20 protein-coding genes are annotated in these 25591 nt (G+C 55.4%); 10 read left to right on the top strand and 10 right to left on the bottom strand.

Going from position 1 to position 25591, the window contains the following annotated elements:
• Positions 1-1143: a fimbrial protein gene (locus ABEH87_RS13290; protein WP_346576852.1), complete on the top strand. Its 1143-nt coding sequence runs from the start codon at positions 1-3 to the stop codon at positions 1141-1143.
• Between the two features lie 58 nt (positions 1144-1201).
• On the opposite strand, the gene gorA is transcribed toward ABEH87_RS13290, so the two are convergent.
• The 4 genes from gorA to ABEH87_RS13270 form a co-directional block, all read right to left on the bottom strand.
• Complete coding sequence (gorA, locus tag ABEH87_RS13285) at positions 1202-2554, bottom strand: glutathione-disulfide reductase (protein ID WP_346576851.1); 1353 nt, start codon at positions 2552-2554, stop codon at positions 1202-1204.
• 179 nt (positions 2555-2733) lie between these two features.
• Complete coding sequence (locus ABEH87_RS13280; protein ID WP_346576850.1) at positions 2734-3525, bottom strand: nucleotidyltransferase domain-containing protein; 792 nt, start codon at positions 3523-3525, stop codon at positions 2734-2736.
• 12 nt (positions 3526-3537) lie between these two features.
• On the bottom strand, positions 3538-4755 hold the full coding sequence (locus ABEH87_RS13275) for an RtcB family protein (RefSeq protein ID WP_346576849.1): 1218 nt from the start codon (positions 4753-4755) through the stop codon (positions 3538-3540).
• Between the two features lie 2 nt (positions 4756-4757).
• The gene (locus ABEH87_RS13270) at positions 4758-5891 is read right to left on the bottom strand and encodes a slipin family protein (protein WP_346576848.1); all 1134 of its coding nucleotides are present in this window, start codon (positions 5889-5891) and stop codon (positions 4758-4760) included.
• A gap of 497 nt (positions 5892-6388) precedes the next feature.
• Here ABEH87_RS13270 and rtcR point away from each other — a divergent pair, with 497 nt between their 5' ends.
• Both rtcR and rnz read left to right on the top strand, forming a co-directional pair.
• Entirely contained in the window at positions 6389-7972 is a 1584-nt protein-coding gene (rtcR, locus tag ABEH87_RS13265) for an RNA repair transcriptional activator RtcR (RefSeq protein WP_346576847.1), read from the top strand.
• Positions 7973-7991: 19 nt separating this feature from the next.
• A complete protein-coding gene (gene rnz, locus ABEH87_RS13260) occupies positions 7992-8906 on the top strand; it encodes a ribonuclease Z (RefSeq protein ID WP_346576846.1) in 915 nt (304 codons plus the stop codon).
• 865 nt (positions 8907-9771) lie between these two features.
• On the opposite strand, the gene ABEH87_RS13255 is transcribed toward rnz, so the two are convergent.
• Entirely contained in the window at positions 9772-10614 is an 843-nt protein-coding gene (locus ABEH87_RS13255; RefSeq protein ID WP_346576845.1) for a 23S rRNA (adenine(2030)-N(6))-methyltransferase RlmJ, read from the bottom strand.
• A 94-nt stretch (positions 10615-10708) separates the two neighbouring features.
• Positions 10709-11533: a CPBP family intramembrane glutamic endopeptidase gene (locus ABEH87_RS13250; RefSeq protein WP_346576844.1), complete on the bottom strand. Its 825-nt coding sequence runs from the start codon at positions 11531-11533 to the stop codon at positions 10709-10711.
• Between the two features lie 227 nt (positions 11534-11760).
• On the opposite strand from ABEH87_RS13250, the gene prlC reads away from it, so the two are divergent.
• Together prlC and rsmJ are read left to right on the top strand one after the other, a co-directional pair.
• On the top strand, positions 11761-13803 hold the full coding sequence (gene prlC / locus ABEH87_RS13245) for an oligopeptidase A (protein WP_346576843.1): 2043 nt from the start codon (positions 11761-11763) through the stop codon (positions 13801-13803).
• Between the two features lie 7 nt (positions 13804-13810).
• On the top strand, positions 13811-14566 hold the full coding sequence (gene rsmJ / locus ABEH87_RS13240; RefSeq protein ID WP_346576842.1) for a 16S rRNA (guanine(1516)-N(2))-methyltransferase RsmJ: 756 nt from the start codon (positions 13811-13813) through the stop codon (positions 14564-14566).
• Between the two features lie 190 nt (positions 14567-14756).
• Here the strand turns inward: rsmJ and uspA are convergent, their stop codons facing one another.
• Positions 14757-15194, bottom strand: a complete 438-nt coding sequence (gene uspA, locus ABEH87_RS13235) for a universal stress protein UspA (protein ID WP_062748192.1) — start codon at positions 15192-15194, stop codon at positions 14757-14759.
• Between the two features lie 309 nt (positions 15195-15503).
• Between uspA and uspB the strand changes: the two genes are divergently transcribed.
• On the top strand, positions 15504-15839 hold the full coding sequence (gene uspB / locus ABEH87_RS13230) for a universal stress protein UspB (RefSeq protein WP_346576841.1): 336 nt from the start codon (positions 15504-15506) through the stop codon (positions 15837-15839).
• Between the two features lie 85 nt (positions 15840-15924).
• On the opposite strand, the gene pitA is transcribed toward uspB, so the two are convergent.
• Positions 15925-17424 carry an inorganic phosphate transporter PitA gene (gene pitA / locus ABEH87_RS13225; RefSeq protein ID WP_346576840.1) on the bottom strand — a complete coding sequence of 500 codons (1500 nt, stop codon included), beginning with the start codon at positions 17422-17424 and terminating at the stop codon, positions 15925-15927.
• Between the two features lie 241 nt (positions 17425-17665).
• Here pitA and ABEH87_RS13220 point away from each other — a divergent pair, with 241 nt between their 5' ends.
• Complete coding sequence (locus ABEH87_RS13220) at positions 17666-18850, top strand: NAD(P)/FAD-dependent oxidoreductase (protein WP_346577143.1); 1185 nt, start codon at positions 17666-17668, stop codon at positions 18848-18850.
• A 144-nt stretch (positions 18851-18994) separates the two neighbouring features.
• Here the strand turns inward: ABEH87_RS13220 and ABEH87_RS13215 are convergent, their stop codons facing one another.
• The gene (locus tag ABEH87_RS13215; protein WP_346576839.1) at positions 18995-19234 is read right to left on the bottom strand and encodes a transcriptional regulator; all 240 of its coding nucleotides are present in this window, start codon (positions 19232-19234) and stop codon (positions 18995-18997) included.
• Between the two features lie 471 nt (positions 19235-19705).
• Positions 19706-20764, bottom strand: a complete 1059-nt coding sequence (locus ABEH87_RS13210; protein ID WP_346576838.1) for a diguanylate cyclase — start codon at positions 20762-20764, stop codon at positions 19706-19708.
• Between the two features lie 987 nt (positions 20765-21751).
• On the opposite strand from ABEH87_RS13210, the gene ABEH87_RS13205 reads away from it, so the two are divergent.
• From ABEH87_RS13205 to ABEH87_RS13195, 3 genes are all read left to right on the top strand, one after another.
• A complete protein-coding gene (locus tag ABEH87_RS13205) occupies positions 21752-22291 on the top strand; it encodes a fimbrial protein (protein WP_346576837.1) in 540 nt (179 codons plus the stop codon).
• 85 nt (positions 22292-22376) lie between these two features.
• Entirely contained in the window at positions 22377-22925 is a 549-nt protein-coding gene (locus tag ABEH87_RS13200; protein ID WP_346576836.1) for a fimbrial protein, read from the top strand.
• A 60-nt stretch (positions 22926-22985) separates the two neighbouring features.
• Positions 22986-25526 (top strand): outer membrane usher protein, encoded by a 2541-nt coding sequence (locus ABEH87_RS13195; RefSeq protein WP_346576835.1) that lies wholly within the window; start codon positions 22986-22988, stop codon positions 25524-25526.
• Positions 25527-25591 lie beyond the last annotated feature (65 nt).

Genomic DNA, 25591 nt, shown 5'->3' with positions numbered 1-25591 from the left:
ATGAATAATATGCAATTGATTAAAAAAGGGGTGATGCGCAGCACGCTGCTGCTGTCACTGCTGATGGCCGCGACGGGAGCCAGCGCGTTGACCTGTGAATTTAGCCCGGGCTCCGCACTGATTACCATGCAGATGCCGATTCAGGGAAGCAATATCACCGTTGGTCCTGATGTGCCAAACGGTACGGTGATCCATGAGCAATACTATCGGCCTTCTGGCCCGATTAGTTTTCACTGTAGCAATAATAGCGGGATCTATCAGCCTTCATCGAGCTATCGATTCACGCACCGTCCTTATCCGGTATCGAGTTCTGATGGCGGTGTCTCCGCGTATGCGGGCAAGATTATGGAGACTAATGTGCCGGGTATTGGCGTACTCTTTCGCCGTGGTACCGATGCATCGGTGCCCATAGTCCCTTTTAGTCAGAATTCATGGGGTGGCACCAATGCGGCTCCAGCTTACACATTTACGGCTAATAACGGCTACGACTTCGATATGGTTTTAATCAAAATCGGGGATATCCAGCCGGGTGTTTTAGACGGGGCTTCGTTGCCCACGCTCGGCTCTTTCTTTGAAGCCTCAAACATTACGCCAATTAAAGCCGTGGAAACCAGCTTTGTTGGCTCGCTGAATATCGTCTCAGCCACCTGTACCACGCCGGACGTCACGGTGAATATGGGCAGCTACGATATCGGGCAGTTTAAAAATGCGGGAGATGGCACGCCCTGGAAGGATGCGTCAATCATAATGACCAACTGCCCGCGCTTTTACGGCAAACTGACCGATGGACGCAACAGTTATTATTCCGACAATGGCAATAGCGCTATCGGTGCGATGACACCTAATTCAATCAGCGTATCGATTCAGCCGAATACCCCGGTAACAGATTCAGTAAAGGGTATTTTTAATCTGCAATCGGGAAGCGGCACCGCTTCCGGCGTGGGTATTCAACTTGCCTATGGAGCCACGGGGCAGGTGTCCCCACCTCTGGTTAATTTTGCGATAGCAAAAAACACGCTCTTAGGCAGCGCTGACATCAGAACAAGGGCTGTTGCGCTGGTCGCCCGCTATATCAAAACCAGCGGCCCGGTCACGCCGGGCAAAGCGAATGCCACGGCGACCTTTACCATTAACTATTACTAGTTTCTGACGGCATAAAAAAAGCCAGCATTCGCTGGCTTTTTTATCTGCATCGGCGCAGTTAGCGCATGGTAACGAACTCTTCCGAACCGGTCGGGTGGATCGCGACGGTGTTGTCGAAGTCTTTCTTGGTCGCGCCCATTTTCAGCGCCACGGCGAAGCCCTGCAGCATCTCGTCCATGCCGTAGCCGATGCCGTGGATCCCGACGATCTTCTCATCGGCACCGACGCACACCAGCTTCATGCGGCACGGCTGGCGGTGCTGCGTGACGGCGGTGTACATGGCGGTGAAGGACGATTTGTACACCTTCACCTGGTCATCACCAAACTTCTCGCGCGCTTCCGGCTCGCTCAGGCCGACCGTGCCGATTGGCGGATGGCTGAACACCACGGTAGGCACGTTGCTGTAGTCCAGGTGCTCGTCCGGCTTGTTGTTAAACAGGCGCTCGGACAGGCGACGGCCAGCGGCGACGGCAACCGGGGTCAGTTCGACCGCGCCGGTGTTGTCCCCCACGGCGTAAATCCCTTTCACGCTGGTGTTCTGGTACTTATCAACGCTGATGTAGCCTTTTTCGTTCAGCTTAACGCCGGTGACCTCCAGGTTCAGGTTGTCGGTCATTGGCTCGCGGCCAATCGCCCATACCAGGCAGTCAACCGTCTGCTCCTGGCCATTTTCCAGCTGTAAGGTCAGGCTGCCGTCGGCATTTTTCACTACCGCTTTCGGAATCGATTCGGTGTGCAGCGTCGGGCCTTCGGCGTTCATCACCTCCACCAGCGTATCAACGATCAGCGGATCGAAGCTGCGCAGCGGCGCGTGTTTACGCACGTACAGGTGGGTTTCAGAGCCCAGCGCGTTCAGCACCCCGGCGATTTCCACCGCGATATAGCCTGCACCGACCACTGCCGTGCGTTTTGGCAGCGCCTGCAGTTCAAAGAAGCCGTCGGAGTTGATGCCGTATTCCGCACCCGGAATGGTCGGCTGGCTTGGACGGCCGCCAGTGGCGATCAGAATATGGTCGGCGGTAATTTTCTCACCGTTGACTTCAACGGTGTGCGCGTCAACGAAACGGGCATAGCCCTTGATCACGTCCACGTTGTTTTTGCCCAGTACGTTGTCGTACGAGGTGTGGATACGGTCGATATAGGCACTGCGATTTTTCAGCAGCACGTCCCAGTTGAACTGGTTAACGGTGGTATCGAAGCCGTAGTCCGGGCCGTAGTTATGGATAGCTTCGGCAATCTGGGCGGCGTGCCACATCACTTTTTTCGGTACGCAACCGACGTTCACGCAGGTGCCGCCGAGTTCTTTCGCTTCGATCAGCGCACATTTCTGTCCGTACATAGCCGCACGGTTAATGGAGGCGATACCGCCGCTGCCGCCGCCGATGGCAAGGTAGTCATAATGTCGGGTCATCGAGTCTTCCGTTTAGTGAGAGTCTGTCCAGACAGGCTGCAACAATGATGCCTGTCCGGCCAGACCCTGATTGAGTTAAATCAGCTGGCATAGAGTGTAACGCCACAAGGGGAAAAGCCGCAAAGGTTGCGTCTATGATTGTGATAGGGGGAGGCACAGAGCGCACCCTGTGCCTGTTTTTATACCGGGGAAAGTACCGTCTGCATCAGCAGCTGGTTCAGGGCGTTGGCATCGCGGCGCGGTGTGTCATCCAGCGGCGGACGCTCCTGCCGTGCCAGCTGCTGCCCAATGAAGGCATGGATCCGCTCACGGCGCGGGCCGTACTCCGCTTCACCCGCCTGGCGTTTATTTTCCAGCAGGGCGTCGATCTCTGCCCGCAGCAGCGGGTCGCTTACCGTTCCCGCCATTAGCCGGTCAAAACGCATTGGCGGTATGCCTTTCCCGGCTTCGATCCACTGCACGGCCAGCAGCGGGCGCAGCACGTAGAAGTACTTTTTCAGCCGCACCGACTCGCCCTGTAAATAGCCGCGAAAGTTCTTCTTCGCCATCGACAGATAGTGGTAGCGCGCCCGCAGATCGCTGAAGAAATCCGGCACCAGCCCGCGTAAAGCCTGCACCGCGTCCGGGTGCTGGCGATAAACCACCGGCGAGTCCAGCCACTCCATCAGCGTCGGGTTGGCGGCCTTCAGCAGCCCCAGCGTTTTGCGCAGCTCCCAGCCGCAGACGTCCAGCTCGCTGTCGATCGGCCGTTCGATTACATCACGCGGCGGCTCCACGCGCAGATACCACTCAGGCTGATGCACGTAGATAAAGCGCACATCGTAGTCGCTGTCGGGTGAAGCGAATCCCCAGCCCCGGCTGCCGGACTCGCAGGCGTACAGCACGCGCACGTTTTCGCGGACTTCAATCGCCTTTAATGCTGCCAGCACCCGCTCGCGCATCGCCGGGCTGACGGCTTCTTCTGTATTCATCAGGTTTGCTCCTTATCCTTTAACACACACGACCTGACGCAGCGTATGCACAATCTCTACCAGCGATGACTGGGCCGCCATGACGGCATCAATATCTTTATAGGCCATCGGGATCTCATCAATCACGTGGCTGTCTTTGCGGCACTCAACGTGGGCCGTGGCGCGCTGCTGGTCGGCCACCGTGAAGCGGTTTTTGGCTTCCGTGCGGCTCATCACCCGTCCGGCACCGTGGCTGCACGAGCAGAAACTCTCTTCATTGCCCAGCCCGCGTACGATAAAGCTTTTTGCCCCCATCGAGCCGGGAATAATGCCCATCTCACCTTTGCGCGCTGACACCGCGCCTTTACGGGTGATCAGCACCTCTTGCCCAAAGTGCGCTTCGCGCTGCACGTAGTTGTGGTGGCAGTTGACCGCCTGCTCTTCGGCGATAAACGCCTTCGGCAGCACCTGAGCCAGCGCGCTCAGCGTCTGCTGCATCATCACCTGGCGGTTGTGGCGGGCAAACTCCTGCGCCCACGCTACCGCTTCGAGGTAGTCGGCAAAGTGCTGGCTGCCTTCGCTGAAATAGGCCAGATCGCGATCCGGCAGGTCGGCGATGTGCTGGCGCATATCCTCGCGGGCGAGGGTGATAAACAGGTTACCAATCGCATTGCCCACCCCGCGCGAACCGCTGTGCAGCATCACCCACACCCGCTGCGCTTCGTCCAGGCACAGCTCAATAAAGTGGTTGCCGGTGCCCAGCGTGCCGAGGTGATGATAGTGGTTAGTTTTCAGCAGCGCCGGGTAGCGGTCAGTGAGGCGTTTAAACCCTGCGTCCAGTACCTGCCAGTGGCGGTCTACCGTGGGTGGCGGTGTCTGCCATGCTCCCCGATCGTTGCGCGAGCGTCCGCTGCTGCGGCCGTGCGGCACCGCGCGCTCCATCGCGCTGCGGATGCCCAGCAGATTATCCGGCAGGTCGCTGGCCGTCAGCGAGGTGCGCACCGCCATCATGCCGCAGCCGATATCCACGCCGACCGCCGCCGGGATAATCGCGCCCAGGGTCGGGATCACGCTGCCGATGGTCGAGCCTTTGCCGACGTGTACATCGGGCATCACCGCCAGATGTTTATAGATAAACGGCATCCTTGCCGTGTTCAGCAGCTGTTGCTGTGCTTTGGCATCGACCGGTACGCCCTCGGTCCACATTTTTATCATTGCCGCGCCCGGCGCGGTCAGCTGTTGCAGACTCATTGTCAGTTCCCTTTTATCTGTACCAGTCCGTTCAGCACCTGGTCCAGGCCGCCGAATACGGAGATTTTATCGATGCGCTCTGCCACTCTTTCCAGCGTTTCCAGCTCCTTCAGGCGCAGTGCGACCGGGTTGTTTTCCATCACTTTGGCCGTATTCAGCAGCGATCGGGTGGCGGCCGTCTCTTCGCGCCGACGGATCACGTTTGCCTGGGCCGATTTCTCCGCCTCCACCAGGCGGGTAAGGATGGTCTTCATCTCTCCCGGCAGGATGATGTCTTTCACCCCCAGTGAGGCCACTTCCATCCCGTAAGCCGCCACGTTCTGGCGGATCTGCGTGCTTACCAGCTCATCGATCGCCTGCTTATTTTCCAGCAGTTCGTCCAGGCTGCGCGTCCCGACCGCTTCCCGCAGCGCAAACTGCAGCTCACGGTAGAGGTATTCCAGCGGTTTGGTCAGCTGCGCATAGGCGCTCATCACATCGCTGTAGCGCCAGTTGGCCGCCAGATTGATGCGTAAGCTGACTTTATCACGCGTCAGAATCTCCTGGCCGCTCACTTCCAGCGCCTGCACGCGGGTGTCCACCACCTCAACATCAACCTGATGGTTGAAGCGCCAGTAGCCGCTGGCTCCGGGCGGCAGCAGCGCCTGCGGCATGCCGTCAACCTTCAGGATGCCCACATGCCAGGCCGGTATCTGCACCAGCAGTACTCCGGCGTTACCGGCCACCACGTGCTGGCGCAGCTGTGGCTGCATCAGGCTGGCGACGATGGTCGCCGGGATCTCTACCGTATCGGTGGACAGCAGGTCGACGCGCTGCGCGCTGCCGTTCAGCCACCACAGGCGGCGCGTACCCGGCGGCAGGATCTCCACCAGCTGGTCATTTTTATAGTGCAGGCCGACGCAGGTTTCAGGCACCGCCACCGTCTGACAGAACTCGCTTACCCACTGCGGGTGATACTGTTGCAGGTAGTCGGCCAGGGGACTATCCAGCGGCTCATTCAGCCCGAAGGTCGCGACCTGGAGCTGAAGGCGCCAGTCGCGGAAACGATACTCCCCGGCTGGCAAAATTTGTTGGTATTCATCGTTCTTTGACAGCAACGCGATTTGACCTTTCCGTATGGTGAATTTCTTAAACATCTTATCTCCTTAATTAATTTGGGCACCGCGGAGCGCGGGCTGCGGCGTGAAGCCTGGGGGAGCATCTGAGCGGCACCCGGTACGGCGGCGGCGCGGAGATGATGCCCCAGACCCGACGCGTTAGCCGGTGCTCCGGGTGGGCTGCTGACTGCACAGCCGGGGTACTGCTATTCAAGGCTCCTGGGAGAGAGGTGCGAAGCCGGGAGTCGAACCCGTTCTGGCCCTGTGCCCTTCGCAAAATGTCTGGTGCTGACGGAACGCCTGCGGGAAAACGGTCATCCGTTCCCGGTGCGCCGGCTGGGTTCATAACCCTGGCATGATTCAGCATATCGACGGGGTAACTATTGCCAGAAGCGTGCCAGGGTGAAAAAAAAGGTGAAATTATTTTTAGTTGATTGATAAATATCATTTTTATTTTTACGCGAAAGAAAGGGCTTGCTGCGGGTTGAGGGAGGAATTTATCCTGTGGGATAAATATTGCGATAAAAGGATAAGGCATGAAGCGCAGAGTGGTGATAGGCATGCTGGGAACCACGCTGGATAAGCGGGGCAAGCGTGAAAACCGCTGGAACAAATGGCGACCGACGCTGGGGCTGTGCATGCAGCCGGATCTGCCGGTTGACCGCCTGGACCTGCTGCATCAGCCCGACCGTCAGACCATGGCACAGCAAATGTCGGAGGATATCGCGCTGGTCTCGCCGGAAACCGAGGTGCGGCTGAACCCGATTACGCTGAATGACCCGTGGGATTTTGAGGAGGTGTACACCGTCCTGCTCGATTTTGCCCGCCACTATCCTTTTGATACCGAGAATGAAGAGTATCTGGTGCATATCACCACCGGAACGCATGTGGTGCAGATCTGCTGGTTCCTGCTGACCGAGGCACGCTATCTGCCCGCCAGACTGCTGCAAACGGCCCCCGCCCCGCGTGAACAGGAGAGTGCCAAAACCGAGGGCGTCTGTACGCTGATTGACCTCGACCTGAGCCGTTATGCCACATTGACCAGCCGCTTTATGCGCGAACGTCAGGAGTCGGTATCGCTGCTGAAGGGCGGTATTTCCACGCGTAACGCCACCTTTAATAACCTGATCGATCAGATTGAACGGGTGGCGCTGCGCTCGGACGCGCCACTGCTGCTGAGCGGCCCGACCGGGGCGGGCAAATCGTTTCTGGCCGAGCGAATTTATCAGCTGCGCCAGTCACGTCATCGGGTCAGCGGCAGGCTGGTGGCGGTCAACTGCGCCACGCTGCGCGGTGATAATGCCATGTCCACGCTGTTTGGCCATGTGAAAGGGGCCTTCACCGGCGCGTTGCAGCCGCGCAACGGGCTGCTGCGTGAGGCCGACGGCGGCATGTTATTTCTTGATGAGATTGCCGAGCTGGGGCTGGATGAACAGGCGATGCTGCTGAAAGCGATAGAAGAGAAGCGCTTCCTGCCGTTCGGCGCGGATAAAGAGGTCAGCAGTGATTTTCAGCTGATCGCCGGGACCCATCGCGATATGCGCCAGTGGGTGGCGGAAGGGCGCTTCCGTGAGGATCTCTATGCGCGTATTAATATGTGGAGCTTTACGCTGCCGGGGCTGGCGGAACGGCGTGAAGATATTGAACCTAATCTGGAGTTTGAACTGCTGCGCTTTGCCAGCGATGCCCAGTCGCAGGTGCGTTTTGAGCCGCAGGCGCGTCAGCGTTACCTGCAATTTGCCTGCGCGCCTGCTGCCCTGTGGCGCGGTAACTTTCGCGAGCTGAGCGCCTCCGTCACCCGCATGGCCACGCTGGCGGATAACGGCCGTATCGAACTGGCGCAGGTGGAAGAAGAGATCGCCCGCCTGCGCGCCAGCTGGCAGCTTGAACCCACGCTGGTGTTACCGGAGACGCTGGATCTGTTTGACCACAGCCAGCTGGAGACGGTGCTGAAGGTGTGTCGCGAATCCGCATCGCTGTCGGAGGCCGGCCGCACGCTGTTTGCCGTTTCACGCCAGCAGAAGAAACAGCCGAATGACGCCGACCGGCTGCGCAAGTATCTGGCCCGTTTTGCGTTAGACTGGGACAGCGTGAAGTCGGGTGAATTACCGCAACAATAGCTCAGGGAGTCCGTCAATTATGCAATTGCAGTTTTTAGGTACCGGTGCCGGAACGCCCGGTCGCGAGCGCAACGTCACCAGCATAGCGCTGGATTTGCAGGGGGTGCGCAATGCCACCTGGCTGTTTGACTGCGGGGAGGCCACGCAGCACCAGATCCTGCGCACCCCGATCAAGCCGGGGAAGATCGAGAAGATCTTTATTACCCATCTGCACGGCGATCATATTTTTGGCCTGCCGGGTCTGCTCACCAGCCGGTCGATGAACGGCTCTACCGACCCCATGACGATATACGGCCCTGCGGGGCTGAAAACCTTTGTCGAAACCACCCTCAGCCTGAGCGGCTCGTGGCTGACCTTCCCGCTGGAGATTATCGAAATTAGCGCGGGTGAGGTGTGCAACGATGAGCATTTCCGCGTAACGGCGTACCCGATGACCCATCCGGTGGAGTGTTACGGCTACCGCATTGATGAGCATGATAAGCCGGGCGCGCTGGATGCGACGAAGCTGGCCGCCGACGGCATTCCTGCCGGGCCTTACTTCTATGACCTGAAGCACGGTAAGCGCGTGACGCTGCCGGATGGCCGGACCCTTAACGGCTGGGATTACGTGGGCGATAAAATCAAAGGGCGCAGCCTGGCGATTTTTGGCGATACCGCACCGACGGCGGCGGCGAACGAAATGGCAGCGGGGGTAGACCTGATGGTGCATGAGGCCACGCTGGAAGTGGCGATGGAAGAGAAGGCCAACAGCCGCGGGCATTCCACCACGGCGCAGGCGGCAAAAGTGGCGCTGGAAAGCGGCGCAAAACGGCTGATTGTTACGCATCTCAGCACGCGTTACCTGCGGGGTGATAGTGAACGGCTGCTGGCGGAGTGCCGGGCGGTGTTTGAACACACCGAGATGGCGCATGATTTCGCGGTGTTTCCGCTCTGACTGTGATAGCGGGCTGACCGAAAAAGAAGGTCAGCCCCTACGCGATCGCGGAGGAATTACGCGATTGGGGGGATTACGCGGTCGGATGGGGATTTTGCGGTCGGATTGAGGATTACGCGACCGGATGGGGGATTACGCGACCGGATGGGGAATTACGCGACCGGATGGGGAATTACGCGGTCGGATGGGGATTTTGCGATCGGATTGGGGATTACGCGTTTGGATGGGGGATTACGCGACCGGATGGGGGATTATGCGGTCGGATGGTGAATTACGCGGTCGGATGGGGATTTTGCGGTCGGATTGGGGATTACGCGTTTGGATGGGGATTACGCGACCGGATGGGGGATTACGCGTTTGGATGGGGATTACGCGGTTGGATGGGGGATTACGCGGTCGGATAGGGATTTTGCGGTCGGATGGGGATTTTGCGGTCGGATTGGGGATTACGCGACCGGATGGGGGATTACGCGGTTGGATGGGGGATTACGCGGTCGGATGGGGAATTACGCGGTCGGATTGGGGATTACGCGGTCGGATGGGGATTTTGCGGTCGGATGGGGAATTACGCGGTCGGATTGGGGATTACGCGTTTGGATGGGGATTACGCGGTTGGATGGGGATTACGCGACCGGATGGGGATTTTGCGATCGGATTGGGAATAAATCGTAGGGGGCGACCATTTTTTCCGGTCGCCCCGTGCCGCAGATTTCCACCAGCAGTGATGCAGACCATTTTTTCCGGTCGCCCCGTGCCGCAGATTTCCACCAGCAGTGATGTAGACCTTTTTTTCCGGTCGCCCCGTGCCGCAGATTTCCACCAGCAGTGATGTAGACCTTCTTTTTCGGTCGCCCCGTGCCGCAGATTATTCCGGCACGATCCAGCTGACTTTGTGGTGACCCGTACCTGAAGGCACCAGCACTTTTTCCAGCCACGGCAGCACGTTGTTCATCTGCTGCTCCAGCTTCCACGGCGGGTTAATCACGATCATGCCCGATGCGGTCATGCCAAAGCGATCACTGTCCGGGCGCACGCCCAGCTCGATCTGCAGAATGCGGCGAATACCGGTCGCCTGCAGTTCGTTGAACATACGCTTGATCTGCTGGCGCAGCACTACCGGATACCACAGCGCAAACACACCGGTACCGAAGCGCTTGTAGCCTTCCTGGATCCCCTGCACCACGGCCTGATAATCACTTTTCATCTCATACGGCGGGTCGATGAGGATCAGACCCCGGCGCGACGGCGGCGGCAGTTTGGACTTCAGCTGCTGATAGCCGTCGGCACGGGCGAGACGCGCACGGTCATCTTTCTGGAATTCGCTGCGCAGCATCGGGAAGTCGCTGGAGTGCAGCTCGGTCAGCTGTAGCTGGTCGTGCTCGCGCAGCAGATGACGGGCGATCAGCGGCGAGCCAGGGTAGTAGCGCAGTTTGCCGCCGGGATTGTAGTTCTTCACCACGCTGATATACGCGGCCAGCTCTTCCGGCAGGTCATCCTGCTGCCAGATGCGCGCAATACCTTCCAGGTACTCTCCGGTACGCTCCGCATGCTCACCGCTTAACAGATAACGCCCGGCACCCGCGTGGGTATCGAGGTAAAGATAGGGTTTTTCCTTCTCATTTAACGCGCTGATAATCAGGCTCTGCACGGTATGTTTGAGAACGTCGGCGTGGTTGCCGGCATGGAAGCTGTGGCGATAACTGAGCATGTATTGGGATAATCCGGATGGTAAATGCGAGCGTGCCGCCACCGGGCGGCACAGGTTGCGCTCATTATAGCGAAAACGGCTTAAAAAAGCGCGTTCAAGTCGGGATTCGCTGCCAGACCGGATAGGTGAAGAACAGCAGGTGCAGCATATTAAAGGCGAAATGTACCAGCGTAGACACCCACAGCCGCCCGCTCCACAGCCAGGCCAGGCCGTAAATCAGCCCGGCCAGTGTGGCAAACAGCATCAGCAGCAGGCCGCCGGAGAAATGAGCGAAACCAAACAGCAGGGCGGCAATCAACAGCGCTCGTTTATCGCCCAGCAGCTGGCTCAGACGCTGCTGGATATAGCCGCGAAACAGCGCCTCTTCGGCCAGACAGACAAAAAACAGATTGGCCAGCATAAACGATCCCAGCCACTCTGGCCGGTGCAGCTCGACTCTCAGCCCCCCGGCTAACGTTGCCAGCAGCAGCAGCAGCGGCAGCGACATCAGCAGCACCAGCCACCAGAGCGCGTTCGCCGGGGGTCTAGCCGGCCGTTTCAGCAGGGTGGGCAGGCAGGCTAACAGCAGAAAAGGGATCAGCGCTTTATCAATGTTGTAATAAAAAGTGAAGGGCGCGCTTTGTGGCCCGGCCTGTTCACCAGACACAATGATCAGGTTATTAAACCCTGGGATCATATGCAGCATCAGGGCGATTGCACTGACCACGAGGATGATTTCGCCGGGCAGCGAGAAGGCATGCGGTTGCTTCTTACCGCCGCAGTAGACGGCGACAACGCCGATGACGAGCAGCGCGATAATGCCCGGCGGTTGCAGGGTATGGTCAGACACCGCCAGCCCCAGTGCAATGGCAAGAAGCACCAGAGAACTGCGCAGATAAATAGGTAGAAAAAGTAACGAGGCCGCCAGCGTATACCACATAAATAACCTCCCTGTTTGTAACGGAGTTATACGACGTATTAAAGCGGGGGGAGTATGCTACGCCAGACGGAGTGTGGCAATGCGTAAAGTGCGGTAAAAATGGGCTTCTGCGCGCCGTGAATGGCACCGTCGCTGCCCTGACCCATTGATTTTCTCTGTGCTTAACCCCATCTTAAATAAATCGCGCGAAAACATGCGCCCCATATCAACGATTAAAGGACTGCGCTATGACCAATCCGTTACTCTCCTCTTTTACGCTTCCCCCTTTCTCCGCCATTCAACCTGAACATGTGGTGCCTGCCGTGACTCAGGCGCTGAATGACAGCCGTGCAGCGGTTGAAAAGGCGGTTGCTCAGGGCGCGCCGTACAGTTGGGATAACCTGGTACAACCGCTGGCCGAAGTAGATGACCGCTTAAGCCGCCTGTTCTCACCGGTCAGCCATCTGAATTCGGTGAAAAACAGCCCGGAGCTGCGCCAGGCCTATGAGCAGACGCTGCCGCTGCTGTCTGAGTACAGCACCTGGGTAGGCCAGCATGAGGGGCTGTATCAGGCCTATCGCGACCTGAAAGAGGGGGCAAACTTCGCCGCGCTGGATCTGGCGCAGAAGAAAGCGGTGGATAACGCGCTGCGTGATTTCGAACTGTCCGGTATTGGCCTGTCGAAAGAGAAGCAGCAGCGCTATGGCGAAATCTCCGCGCGTCTGTCCGAGCTGGGGTCGACCTACAGCAATAACGTGCTGGATGCCACCATGGGCTGGAGCAAGTTGATCGCTGACGAAAGCGAACTGTCCGGCATGCCGGAAAGCGCGCTGGCCGCCGCCAGAGCGCAGGCCGAAGCCAAAGAGCAGGAAGGCTGGCTGCTGACGCTGGATATTCCAAGCTATCTGCCGGTGATGATGTACTGCGACAACCAGGCGCTGCGCGAAGAGCTGTACCGCGCCTACTCCACCCGTGCCTCCGATCAGGGGCCGAATGCCGGCAAGTGGGATAATAGCGAGGTGATGGCGGAAGAGCTGGCGCTGCGTCATGAGCTGGCACAGCTGCTGGGCTTTGATTCTTATGCTGACAAGTCACTGGCGACCAAAATGGCTGAAAACCCGGCGCAGGTGATCGACTTCCTGACCGACCTGGCTAAACGCGCCCGTCCTCAGGCCGAACAGGAGGTGGCTCAACTGCGCGCCTTCGCTCAGAAAGAGTACGGAGTAGATGACCTACAGCCGTGGGACATGACCTATTACGGCGAGAAGCAGAAACAGCATCTGTACACCATCAGCGACGAACAGCTGCGCCCGTACTTCCCGGCTCAGCGCGCGCTGGATGGCCTGTTTGAAGTGGTGAAGCGTATTTATGGCATCACCGCCAGCGAGCGTCACGACGTGGATGTTTACCACCCGGACGTGCGCTTCTTTGACCTGTTTGACGACAGCGGTGAGCTGCGTGGCAGCTTCTATCTGGACCTGTATGCGCGGGAAAACAAACGCGGCGGGGCATGGATGGATGACTGTGTGGGCCAGATGCGTAAAGCCGACGGTACCCTGCAGAAGCCGGTTGCTTACCTGACCTGTAATTTCAACCGTCCGGTGAGCGGCAAGCCTGCACTGTTTACCCATAATGAAGTCACCACCCTGTTCCACGAGTTCGGCCACGGCCTGCACCATATGCTGACGCGCATTGAAACTCCGGGGGTGTCAGGCATCAGCGGTGTACCGTGGGATGCCGTCGAGCTGCCAAGCCAGTTTATGGAAAACTGGTGCTGGGAGCCGGAAGCGCTGGCATTTATCTCCGGCCACTACGAGACCGGGGAACCGCTGCCAAAAGATCTGCTGGATAAAATGCTGGCGGCGAAAAACTATCAGGCAGCGCTGTTTATCCTCCGCCAGCTGGAGTTCGGCCTGTTCGACTTCCGCCTGCACGCCGAGTTTGACCCGGCGAAAGGGGCGTGGATCCTGGAGATTCTGCAAGAGATTAAAGCTCAGGTGGCCGTGGTGCCGGGGCCGTCGTGGGGCCGCTTCCCCCATGCCTTCAGCCACATCTTTGCCGGTGGCTATGCCGCAGGTTACTACAGCTATCTGTGGGCGGATGTGCTGGCGGCGGATGCCTATTCCCGCTTTGAAGAAGAGGGCATCTTTAACCGGGAAACCGGGCAGTCCTTCCTCGACAACATCCTGACGCGGGGGGGATCGGAGGAGCCGATGGAACTGTTCCGTCGCTTCCGTGGCCGCGAGCCGCAGCTGGATGCGATGCTGAAACACTACGGCATCAAAGGGTAAGTTATCAGTGAACATCTGTTTGTTAGATGAAACGGGCGCCAGCGATGGCGCCTTATCTGTTTTAGCCGCCCGCTGGCAGCTGGTACACGATGACGATGCGCTGATGGCGCTGGTGCTGACGGTTGACCATCTGGAGCTGCGCAAGCGCGATGAACCGAAGCTCGGCGGCATCTTTGTCGATTTTGTCTCCGGGGCAATGCTGCACCGCCGCAAGTTTGGCGGTGGCCGCGGTGAAGCGGTGGCGAAAGCGGTCGGCATAAAGAGCGGCTACCTGCCCGATGTGGTGGATGCCACCGCCGGGCTGGGGCGCGATGCATTTGTGCTGGCGTCTGTTGGCTGCCGGGTGCGGATGCTGGAGCGCAACCCGGTGGTGGCCGCGCTGCTGGATGATGGTTTACAGCGCGGCTACGCCGATGCGGAAATTGGCCCGTGGCTGCGCGAGCGCCTGACGCTGCTGCATGCCTCCAGCCTCAGTGCGCTGACGGATATCAGCCCGCCGCCGGACGTGGTGTATCTTGACCCGATGTATCCGCACAAGCAGAAAAGTGCGCTGGTGAAAAAAGAGATGCGGGTGTTTCAGTCGCTGGTGGGGCCGGATATTGATGCCGACGGGCTGCTGTTGCCTGCACGCCAGCTGGCGAAGAAACGCGTTGTGGTTAAGCGCCCGGACTATGCGCCGCCGCTGGCCGGAGTGGCTACGCCAAATGCCGTCGCCACCAAAAGCCACCGTTTTGATATTTATGCGCCGCTGGCGCAGGGCTGATTGAGCGCTTTGCCAGCGAACACGGGTCGACCGGAAAACGCGGGTCGACCGGAAAACAAGGGTCGACCGGAAAATAAGGGTCGACCGGAAAATAAGGGTCGACCGGAAAACAAGGTCGACCAGAAAACACGGGTCGACCGGAAAAAAAGGTCGACCCCTACGTACCTGTCGCCGGTCAGCCAGTGATGCCTTAGTCGTCCTCGTCATCGCGCAGCGGCACGATCAACATATCAATATGAACGGTGTTGATCAGCTGGCGGGCAGAGGACATCAGTTTGCTCCAGAAATCCTGGTGGTGCCCACACACCACTAAATCTACCTGATACTGCTTGATGGCGTCGACCAGCACCTGGCCGAGGTCGCCGCTGCCGCTTAGCGTTTCGGCAATCGGGTAGCCTGCGCTGTTGGACAGGTCGGTCAGCGCGGTGTGCGTCTCTTCAGAAATACGTTTCTGCATATCCCCAAGGTTAACGTCAATCAGACCGGTGTAGAGATCGGAATAGTTCACATCAACGTGGATCAGGGACACTTTGGCGTCGTAAGGGCGTGCCATCGATACGGCCTTGTCGACCAGCAGTTTACTTTCCGGCGACAGGTCGACGGCAATTAAAATATGTTTATAGGCCATTTGAATACTCCTTTTCACGTAAGTGTTGGGGCTAAGTATAGCGAAAATTGCTTCCGGGTGTTGGTACACAGGGCAGCGTTTGCGAGGGCGATCAACATGATTTTTTGTCTAAAATCCGTCGCGGATGAAAACAGCACTGGAAAAAATTTAAACAGATCTCCTACACTGATTACAGACGGCATTAAAAGTACATTTTTTCGCCGTCCGGCGGGCAGCAATCATCTTAATAATAAAAGTTGGCTAACCATCGGGATTGCACCCGGCTCTGGCCGCGTAGCGTATTTCCTGATGAAAGTCCGGGAGGGGATCATGATCAGCACCGTTGCGCTTTTCTGGGCTCTTTGTGTCGTTTGTGTAGTGAATATGGCGCGCTACTTCTCTTCGCTACGGGCACTGTTAGTGGTGCTGCGTGGCTGCGATCCGCTGCTGTATCAGTACGTGGATGGCGGGGGTTTTTTTACGTCTCACGGGCAGCCGGGTAAGCAGGTCCGGCTGATTGGCTACATCTGGTATCAGCGCTATCTCGACCATCATGACGATGAGTTTATTCGCCGCTGTCAGCGGCTGCGAGGCCAGTTTGTTTTAACCAGCGCCCTGTGCGGGCTGGTGGTGATTAGCCTGATTGGTTTAGCCATCTGGCATTAAAAAAAGGGCGGCCATTAAAATGGTCGCCCTTTTTTGCATCGTACAGTAGGGACGGACCTGCTGTTTCGGTCCGCCCGCAACCATATCAAATCAATTTCAACGCCAGCCAGTACAGCACACCGGAAAGCACAATCGACACCGGCAGGGTTAACACCCACGCCAGCAGGATGTTCTTAATGGTGCGGCCCTGAACGCCACCGCCGTCAACCAGCATCGTACCGGCAACGGAAGAGGAGAGCACGTGGGTGGTAGATACCGGCATTCCGGTATAACTCGCCACGCCGATAGAGACCGCGGCCGTCATCTGCGCCGACATCCCCTGGGCGTAAGTCATCCCTTTCTTACCGATTTTCTCACCGATGGTGGTGGCAACACGGCGCCAGCCAATCATCGTACCCAGCGACAGCGCTAACGCTACGGCCAGAATAATCCACACCGGGGCATACTCAACGGTATTCAGCAGGTCGCCTTTCAGCTTGCTGAGGAAACGTTTGTCGTCTGACGTGGTTTCCGGCAGCTTGGCAGTTTTTTCTGCGGTATCCGCGATGCACATCAGCAGGCGACGCAGCTGGCTGCGCTGCTCGACGCTGAGCGTGTCATAGCTGGTGAGATTGTTCAGCAGACCCTGCGCTCGCTGGATAGCAGACAGCGCGCGTGCTGCATCGCAGTGGAACTCTTTCGGGCCTGACGGCACTTCTTCCGGGGTTGGCAGCGCCGGAGGCGTCATCTGGATGATGTGTGTCAGCGATGCCGCATGCTGATCGTAATACTGCTCCAGGTGGTTAACCGCATCGCGCGTGCGCGTGATGTCATAACCGCTGGAGTTCATATTGACCACAAAGCCCGCCGGTGCCACGCCAATCAGCACCAGCATAATCAGGCCGATACCTTTCTGACCGTCGTTTGCACCGTGCGAATAGCTGACGCCAATCGCCGAGACAATCAACGCGGTCCGCGTCCAGAACGGTGGCTTTTTCTTGCCGTCGATCTTTTCACGTTCAGCCGGGGTCATGTGGACACGCTGACGTTTTTTACTGCCATTCCAGTAACGGCGCAGCAGAAACACCAGTCCACCCGCGACGACCAGGCCAACAATCGGTGAAATAATCAACGACATGAAGATGCCAATCATCTTAGGAATATTGAGCGCATCAACCACCGAGGTGCCAGTCAGCAACGCGTTGGTGAGGCCAATACCGATAATGGCACCGATCAGGGTGTGGGAGCTGGAGGCCGGTAACCCGAAATACCAGGTACCAAGATTCCAGATGATAGCTGCCAGCAGCATGGAGAAGACCATCGCCAGACCGTGAGCAGAACCAACGTTAAGCAGGAGATCGGTGGGGAGCAGATGGACAATTGCATAAGCTACGCTTAAGCCGCCCAGCAGCACACCAAAGAAGTTGAACACCCCGGCCATCACCACCGCTAACTGCGATCGCATTGCACGGGTATAAATTACGGTTGCTACCGCGTTGGCCGTATCGTGGAAGCCATTGATTGCCTCATAAAATAATACAAACAACAGAGCAAGAACCAGGAACAGGCCGGTATGTAAATCAAGACCAGCAAACAGATGTAGCATAAGCGTTACGCCATTTTGGAGGACATGAACGCGGCGCATTATCAGCGACAAACTACGCCGGGGGGAAGGGAAATATAGACTTTTTTTGACATTAATGTGTCAGTAGCGTGAAAATTTCAGGCGAAAGCATTTTTAAATCATGAGGTTACAAAATGTTTCAGCGCCGATCTGGCGTGACACTGGCATCCCGGAGGCCAACTCACTACAATCAGCGTTTTTGCAGGTCGGCGCGGAGTGTGTGGTGGAAAAATTTGACGTTATCGTAATTGGTGCAGGCGCAGCTGGCCTGTTTTGCGCAGCCCAGGCGGGTCAGAAAGGGCGGCGCGTACTGTTGATTGATAATGGCAAAAAAGCCGGACGTAAAATTCTGATGTCGGGCGGCGGTCGCTGTAACTTTACCAACCTCTATACTGAACCCGCCGCGTATCTGTCACATAACCCGCATTTCTGTAAGTCTGCCCTGGCGCGCTATACCCAGTGGGACTTCATCGATCTGATCAATCGCCACGGCATTGCCTGGCATGAGAAAACCCTCGGCCAGCTGTTCTGTGATGACTCCGCGCAGCAGGTGGTCGATCTGCTGCTGAAAGAGTGTGAACAGGGCCAGGTAACGCTGCGTCTGCGCAGTGAGGTTGTCTCCGTTACCCGTGACGACAGCGGCTATATGCTCCAGCTGAACGGTGCGCAAGTGCAGGCAGAAAAGCTGGTGATTGCCAGCGGCGGGCTGTCGATGCCGGGCCTGGGGGCGTCCCCGTTTGGCTACAAAATCGCTGAACAGTTCGGTCTGAAGGTGTTCCCGACCCGCGCCGGACTGGTGCCGTTTACCCTGCATAAGCCGCTGCTGGAACAGCTTCAGACGCTGTCCGGCGTGTCGGTGCCATCGGTGCTGACCGCTGAAGACGGTACGGTGTTTAAAGAAGCGCTGCTGTTCACCCATCGCGGCCTCTCCGGCCCGGCGGTGCTGCAACTGTCCAGCTACTGGCTGCCGGGTGAGTTTGTTACGGTTAACCTCTCCCCTGGTCAGGACATCGATGCGTTTATCAACGATGAGCGTCACAGTCATCCGAATCAGAGCCTGAAAAACACCCTGGCAAAACTGCTGCCGAAGCGCCTTGTCGAGTGCCTGCAGCTGCTGGGCAGCGTACCGGAATGCACGCTGAAACAGCTGAACAGCCGCCAGCAGGCCGATCTGGCGAACGCATTGCACCAGTGGAAAGTGCAGCCGAACGGCACCGAAGGTTATCGCACGGCGGAAGTGACGCTCGGCGGCGTCGACACCACGCAGCTCTCCTCAAAAACCATGGAAGCCCGCGATGTGCCGGGCCTCTATTTTATCGGTGAAGTGGTCGATGTGACCGGCTGGCTGGGAGGGTATAACTTCCAGTGGGCGTGGAGCTCCGCCTGGGCGTGCGCGCAGGCGCTGTAACAGGGTCTGCTCAATGCCCTGAGCAATCAGCCAGCGGTGAAAACCGCACTGCGCCAGGTCTGTTCAGAGCTGCAATCGCATCTGAAGTCATCGGGAGCACAGCAGAGGGTTCCGGTCAGTCCGGAGCCCTTCAGCCAAGCCCCTTTATCGGGACTGCAGCGGTGCCAGTGAAAAATGCGGATGGCGGCCTGCCAGCAGCAGCAGGAATTCATATTCCGTCTGGCCCAGCTGGCCCGGTTTGCTGGCGGCCTCTTTGGTCTGCCAGACCCGCAGGCTCAGGCCAAACCGTTCGGCAGCCCCCTCCTGTGAGAGGCCGGCAGCCAGGCGGAGTTCACGCACGTTAGTCATGACAGGCACAGAGTGCTGAAGTGTTGGGTTTGGCATAGGCCTTTCCTCTGTATAATTTTTTTGAGTTGCTGCATGAGTTTTCCCTGGTGTGGTCATTTTTATCAAAAGTTGGAGCAAGACGGTCTTTTAGTTATCGCGCTATCTAATCGTGCGATACCTTTATGCTTATGATTGTGGCATTAACCGGAAAAAAGAGAAGGGAAAGTTGATTAAATCTCTCGCTCGTCAGACTGAAAGATTTTTTTTAAACGTTGGTAAAAACTGAGGAGAGCCGCCCTGCGCCTGCCTCTGGCAACTTTAATCGTTTTTTCCTCTTACACTGAGAGGCGTCATAAGCGAAAAAATGGCCCTGTGAGGCGCCATTTTTCATCACGGCTGTTTCTTCGTCGCTATGACGCGTCCGCCGTTCGAACGGGTGCGTAACCGCATCCGGCGCGGATTGATGTCACGCCGGATTCTGATCCGGTGATTGACCCGCACCCCTATCGTTTTACGCGTTTCTGAACCTCAGGGATTCCAGAGATGGATGCCGTCCCGGCCGGTGCGCTTGACGTTATACAGCGCCTGGTCGGCATTGCGCAGCCACTGGTGAATAGAGTCGGCTGTGCCTGCCGGGGCAATGCCGACGCTCACCGAACACTGAAAGTCCGGGGCGGCGGGAAGCCGGATCTGCGCGATTTTCTCTTTCAGCGTCGCGGCGAGGATCACAATGCTGTTGTGGTCTGCATCGCGCACAATCACCCCCAGTTCATCGCCACCGAAGCGCGCCGGAATATCGCGCGTGCCAACCTCATTGCGCAGCAGGCGTGAGATCTCCGCCAGCAGATAATCCCCGGCTTCATGGCCGAAACGGTCATTCACCTGTTTGAAGTTATCTACATCCAGCAGCATCAGCCACGCATGGCTGTCGCCGCGCTGGGTGCGCAGGTATTCGCTTTCCAGCCGACGGTCGAACAGGCGGCGGTTAGGGATTTTCAGGCTGGGGTCCATCAGCGAGATGCGTTCCAGCTCACGATTCTTACGGCGCAGTGTCAGGGTCAACTGATAGGAAACCGCACTCAGGACCAGCATATAGCAGGTGGCCAGCGGCAGGGTCAGCCAGACGGTGCGCGTGCTGAAGGTGCTTACCAGCGGCATCCCTGCCACGCTCCACACTGGAATAAACGCCAGCAGGAAAGCGGCGATCGCTGATTTCAGCTGCGGCCAGCCACCGGCCGCATAGCGGTCTGAGGCCAGCACCGCCATGATGATGAAAGAGGGAACGGGGCTGAGGCCCATCAGCGCCACCCAGACCCCGCCAAAGGCCGCATCGACGGTCAGATTACGCCGCTCGGTGTTGGTCGGGTCGCGTGAGGAGTGTGCCAGAATCCAGGCAATGACCGGCCAGATAAAGGCATTAATCGCCAGCAGGATAGCCAGCCACAGTCCCCGGTCCAGCTCAGTCAGTACCGACAAAAATGGGAAAAAACACAAAAAAGTGCCCAATTGTCGCATGGCGAACATGCGACGAATAAAGCGTACAGAGCGCTGTTTTAACTGTGTGTCATCGGGGGAATAATAGTGCATGTGTACGCGACATTGAGCCGATCAATGCTGCAGTGTATCGGAAAAAATAAAACCTGTTAGGAATTTTCTTGAAACCGAAAGGCTAAATCTTCAGCTGGATACGGATGGCACGGATGACTAAATAAATTAACCTTATAATTCTTGCGGTTAGAGAAGCATGCAAATGATGCGGCGCTCGGTAGCGAGATGAGAGCGGCGAGGAGTGTAATCGATCCGGCAATCAGGGCAATGGCCAGTGTGTCTGATCGGATTTGTCAGGATATTTTATATATAAAATGAAAGTCTGTAGATTACAAAAATAAACATTATATTTCTATTTAATACAAAATAGACCATTTATAGCCCCAAAGAAGTAAGGTATTTGTAAGTTATTTTATTTTTTTTGCTAAATATAGCATTTATTCTACTTTTTATTGCACGCGTAGCAGAGGGTGACGGTACGGCTGAGTTTTACTTATTAAGCTAATGCAACGCACAGATGAAAAAGTATAAAAAACCGGCTAATAGTTTTATAACCCCCGGAAGAGGCGGGCTCTGCACGGTCTGCATCATTATTGATAGCAGTAAATGGTCACAGGAAAAAGAGGCCTGAAAAGCTGACGGTTACACCATCGTGCGCGAGGTGAGTTGGAATAAAAATTCATCCAGAGTAATGATTTTAGATCAATGTGTTTACAGGTTGTGTATTGCGATATTTAATTCTGAGTTGTTGTTGTCCTGCGATTTTATAGATCGAAAAATTAAAAATTGGCCTTGATACTGGGTTTTTTATATTGTTTTTCTGATTTCATCAATTTTGACTTTAATTGTTCCCTGAACCTGGTAATAATTGTGGGGACAAAAAGCGATGGGTATTGCCAGTCTGATACTGACTTTTTGTAATACGCTAAAGGGTTTAGCGTGGTCATCTGTTTTCACTTACTGATGGCACTAACGGAAGTTAAATCTTGGATGTTGATTTTTCTATACTAAGGATAGGAACATTATATGAAATTGAATAAATTCATGCTTGCTGCAGTTATGGCTTTCGGCTCTGTTTCACTGGCTCAGGCAGCTGTAGTAGATCAAGGGCATGGTACTGTAACATTTAAAGGTTCTATCATTGATGCGCCTTGCTCAATTAAACCTGATTCAGTTGCTCAGACCGTAGACCTGGGCCCAGTGTCTAACGTTGCGCTGAAAGATGGTGGTCAGTCCACACCTCGTCCGTTCACCATTAAGCTGGAAAACTGCGATCTGGTTTCCGTTGATCCGGGTAAAAATAACAATGTTACCCTGACCTTTACCGGTATGGAATCTTCAGCGAAAGATGGTTTGCTGGGTATTACGGGTACCGCGAAGGGTGCAGGTATTGCGATTACTGATGGTTCTGGTCAGAACATCACTTTAGGGCAGCCATCTAAAGCGCAGCAGCTGCAAAATGGTGACAATACCTTAAGCTTCTCTGCTTACCTGAAAGGCAATGATGCGGATATCAAGCCTGGCGATTTCCAGTCTGTTGCAGACTTTACTCTCGCCTACCAGTAACTAGTTATCCTGGTCTGACATTTAAATGGCATGTCATTATATCGCATGCCATTTAAATAAAAATGTTGGCATAGGGAAGGCGCCAATGAGGAAGTTTATATTCAATGTGTGCATGCTATACATTTTACTGGTACTGACACCCTTCCAGTCACAGGCTGCTAAATCGACGCAAGGTTGGGGGCATGTGAGCATGCACGGGTCTATTATTAACACCGCCTGTGCTATTGCTACAGGCAGTCGTTCCCAGTCTATCGATATGAAGACAGTTCCGGCGAGTAGCATTCTGCTTAACAACCATGGAATGGAATACCCTTTTAGTATTAAGTTAATAAATTGTGAGTTGGCTAATGTTGATCCACATCGACCTGACTGGCATAGCTTTCAAGTGACATTTGATGGCGATACGGATGCAGATGGCAGGTTTTTTTCGGTCAAAGGTGATGCGAAGGGTATCGCGCTTGAAATAATCGATAGCACTAACAAAAAAGCATTGCCAGGTGTGGCTATGCCTGCTGAAGATATTATTGAAGGGAATAAGGATCTTAATTTTAGGATAAAATTAGTCTCCAACTCTAAGAAGTTAAAGTCTGGGAGATTCTATTCAATAATACGTTTTAAAATGGATTATTATTGAGTGCTGATAAGGCTATGATCGGCATGGTGTAATTTATAGGGATATTACAGGCTGGTTATTATGTTTTTATATTCTACGGAGAGCGTGTCCAGAGTTAAAATTGTCAGTATCTTGGTATTTATCGCATTAGCAAGCCCATCTGTCTATTCTGCGGATAATATCCAGTTCAATATGGACATTCTGGATGTTAACGACAAGAAAAACATTGACCTGAGCAGGTTTTCCCGGCGCGGATACATCATGCCCGGTGCCTACAATATGGACTTACACATTAATAAAAATGAAGTGCCCGACCAACCGGTAAATTTCTATCCCCCGGATGACGATCCCTCCGGAAGTGAAGCCTGTATTACACATGAACAGTTGGAACTGCTTGGTCTGAAGCCAGAAATAGCAGAGAAGCTAACGTGGTGGCATGATAATCAGTGCCTGAATCCAGACAGCATCAAAGGGACCAGTGTTCATGCTGACCTTTCAGAGGCGGCTCTTTATTTAAGCATTCCCCAGGCCTATCTGGAGTACTCTTCCGACGACTGGGAACCTCCCTCCCATTGGGATAATGGTATCCCTGGTTTGCTGCTTGATTACAACGTAAATGCTCAATCACAGCATCAGCAGCACTCCGGTTCAAATTACAACGTCAGCGGTAACGGTACTCTCGGGGCGAACCTGGGAGCGTGGCGTTTTCGTGCGAACTGGCAGGCAAGAATGGAAAAGTATAGCGGTTCAAAGGGCAATACGCGGACTAACTGGGACTGGAGCCAGTATTATGCTTACCGGGCTATTGCATCACTGCGTTCCAAACTGACGCTAGGTGAGAACTATCTAAACTCTGATCTATTCGACAGCTTCCGTTTCACTGGGGTGACGCTGGCATCGGACGATAAAATGTTGCCGCCTAATCTGCGTGGCTATGCGCCAGAAGTTGTCGGCATTGCAAGAACTAACGCCAAAGTTACCGTTAGCCAGCAGGGGCGCGTACTGTATGAAACCCAGGTAGCTTCTGGGCCATTTCGTATCCAGGACCTGAATGACGCCGTAACGGGCGATCTGATGGTCAGGGTAGAAGAAGAGGATGGCAGCGTTCAGGAATTTAAGGTCACTACGGCGAATGTACCGTATCTGACACGCCCCGGAACGATACGCTTCAAAATTGCAGCGGGGAAACCCTCTGATTTCGAGCATCATTCGCGCGGTCCACTGTTCGGTACCGGCGAGTTCTCCTGGGGGATCAGTAACGGCTGGTCAATGTACGGCGGTGCGCTGGTGGGTAATAACTACAACGCCTTGTCGTTTGGTGTCGGACGTGACCTGATGATATTTGGTGCCTTAGCTCTGGATGCCACGCAGTCATGGGCCCATTTACCGCAAACTGGGGGGACGCTTAAAGGTGGTTCGTATCGTTTGAGTTACTCAAAAACGTTTGAAGAAATTGACAGCCAGGTCACCTTTGCCGGTTACAGATTCTCGCAAAAGGATTTCATGAGTATGAGTGAATATCTGGATGCGCGCTACTACGGTACGCGTCAGCAAAGTAACAAGGAAATGTACACCATTACTTTCAATAAACAGTTCCGCGACAGTGGGCTGAGCGCTTACCTGAACTATAGCCACCAGACTTACTGGAATCGCCCAACGACCGACCGCTACAGCATGACGTTATCCCGCTATTTTGATATCTGGAAGTTTAAGAACGCGAGTGCGTCACTATCAGCGTTCCGCAATAAATATAATGGCCGCGACGATAATGGTATGTATCTTTCACTGTCGCTTCCTTTGAGCACCGGAGCGAGCCTGAGTTACAACCTGTCGGTGAATGGTCGTGATACTTCCCACACGGTGGGATATTACGATCGTGTTGATGAAAATAACTCTTATCAACTGCAAACCGGCATTTCTCGCAATGGCGGCCAGCTGAGTGGGTATTACGATCATGAAGGTGATATCGCGCATCTGAGTGCCAATGCCAGCTATAAGGAAAGCGAGTACAGCTCAGTGGGTATTTCCGCTCAGGGTGGAGCAACAATAACACCTAAAGGTGGTGCGCTTCATCCGGTCACCACTGAGGGAGCAACGCGGCTGTTGCTGGATACTCAGGGCGTTGCGGATATTCCTGTTGCAGGCTATGGCGCCGCTATCAGGACCAATTCCTGGGGTAAGGCTGTCGTCGGGAATATTAGTGACTATTATCATAATCAGGTCAGAATCGACATTAATAATCTGCCGGAAAATGCAGAGGCCACCAAGTCGGTTGTGCAGGCCACATTAACAGAAGGTGCGATTGGTTACCGCAAATTTAGCGTCATTTCAGGTATGAAAATGATGGCTATTATCCGCCTGGGTGATGGTAGTTATCCGCCTTTTGGTTCAGAAGTGTTTAACCGGCGTAAACAGCAAACGGGCATCATTAACGATAACGGCAGCGTTTATATTACCGGCGTTAATCCCGGTGAGAGCATGACGGTAAACTGGGATGGAAAAGCACAGTGTGAAGTGGAGATTCCTGTTTCTGTGTCAAAATATTTTACGCAAAATCTGTTGTTGCCTTGTACTCTTTTAAAAGAAACCATTTCGTTAAAAGAAAATGAAGGTGAGCAGTAGTGATCAAATAGTTAAGAGATTTTATTCCCCAGCTTCGGGCTGAGGATGTATGAACGCGATAAAAA

Source organism: Erwinia sp. Eh17-17, assembly GCF_039675725.1.
Taxonomy (GTDB): domain Bacteria; phylum Pseudomonadota; class Gammaproteobacteria; order Enterobacterales; family Enterobacteriaceae; genus Erwinia.
This window is presented reverse-complemented; position numbering and strand designations above follow the sequence as displayed.

What these genes read in the sequence shown, in the direction of transcription:
- ABEH87_RS13290 (WP_346576852.1), top strand. Translation starts at nt 1, where the DNA reads ATGAATAATATGCAATTGATTAAAAAAGGGGTGATGCGCAGCACGCTG.
- gorA (WP_346576851.1), bottom strand. Translation starts at nt 2,554, where the DNA reads ATGACCCGACATTATGACTACCTTGCCATCGGCGGCGGCAGCGGCGGT.
- ABEH87_RS13280 (WP_346576850.1), bottom strand. Translation starts at nt 3,525, where the DNA reads ATGAATACAGAAGAAGCCGTCAGCCCGGCGATGCGCGAGCGGGTGCTG.
- ABEH87_RS13275 (WP_346576849.1), bottom strand. Translation starts at nt 4,755, where the DNA reads ATGAGTCTGCAACAGCTGACCGCGCCGGGCGCGGCAATGATAAAAATG.
- ABEH87_RS13270 (WP_346576848.1), bottom strand. Translation starts at nt 5,891, where the DNA reads ATGTTTAAGAAATTCACCATACGGAAAGGTCAAATCGCGTTGCTGTCA.
- rtcR (WP_346576847.1), top strand. Translation starts at nt 6,389, where the DNA reads ATGAAGCGCAGAGTGGTGATAGGCATGCTGGGAACCACGCTGGATAAG.
- rnz (WP_346576846.1), top strand. Translation starts at nt 7,992, where the DNA reads ATGCAATTGCAGTTTTTAGGTACCGGTGCCGGAACGCCCGGTCGCGAG.
- ABEH87_RS13255 (WP_346576845.1), bottom strand. Translation starts at nt 10,614, where the DNA reads ATGCTCAGTTATCGCCACAGCTTCCATGCCGGCAACCACGCCGACGTT.
- ABEH87_RS13250 (WP_346576844.1), bottom strand. Translation starts at nt 11,533, where the DNA reads ATGTGGTATACGCTGGCGGCCTCGTTACTTTTTCTACCTATTTATCTG.
- prlC (WP_346576843.1), top strand. Translation starts at nt 11,761, where the DNA reads ATGACCAATCCGTTACTCTCCTCTTTTACGCTTCCCCCTTTCTCCGCC.
- uspA (WP_062748192.1), bottom strand. Translation starts at nt 15,194, where the DNA reads ATGGCCTATAAACATATTTTAATTGCCGTCGACCTGTCGCCGGAAAGT.
- uspB (WP_346576841.1), top strand. Translation starts at nt 15,504, where the DNA reads ATGATCAGCACCGTTGCGCTTTTCTGGGCTCTTTGTGTCGTTTGTGTA.
- pitA (WP_346576840.1), bottom strand. Translation starts at nt 17,424, where the DNA reads ATGCTACATCTGTTTGCTGGTCTTGATTTACATACCGGCCTGTTCCTG.
- ABEH87_RS13215 (WP_346576839.1), bottom strand. Translation starts at nt 19,234, where the DNA reads ATGCCAAACCCAACACTTCAGCACTCTGTGCCTGTCATGACTAACGTG.
- ABEH87_RS13210 (WP_346576838.1), bottom strand. Translation starts at nt 20,764, where the DNA reads ATGCACTATTATTCCCCCGATGACACACAGTTAAAACAGCGCTCTGTA.
- ABEH87_RS13205 (WP_346576837.1), top strand. Translation starts at nt 21,752, where the DNA reads ATGAAATTGAATAAATTCATGCTTGCTGCAGTTATGGCTTTCGGCTCT.
- ABEH87_RS13200 (WP_346576836.1), top strand. Translation starts at nt 22,377, where the DNA reads ATGAGGAAGTTTATATTCAATGTGTGCATGCTATACATTTTACTGGTA.
- ABEH87_RS13195 (WP_346576835.1), top strand. Translation starts at nt 22,986, where the DNA reads ATGTTTTTATATTCTACGGAGAGCGTGTCCAGAGTTAAAATTGTCAGT.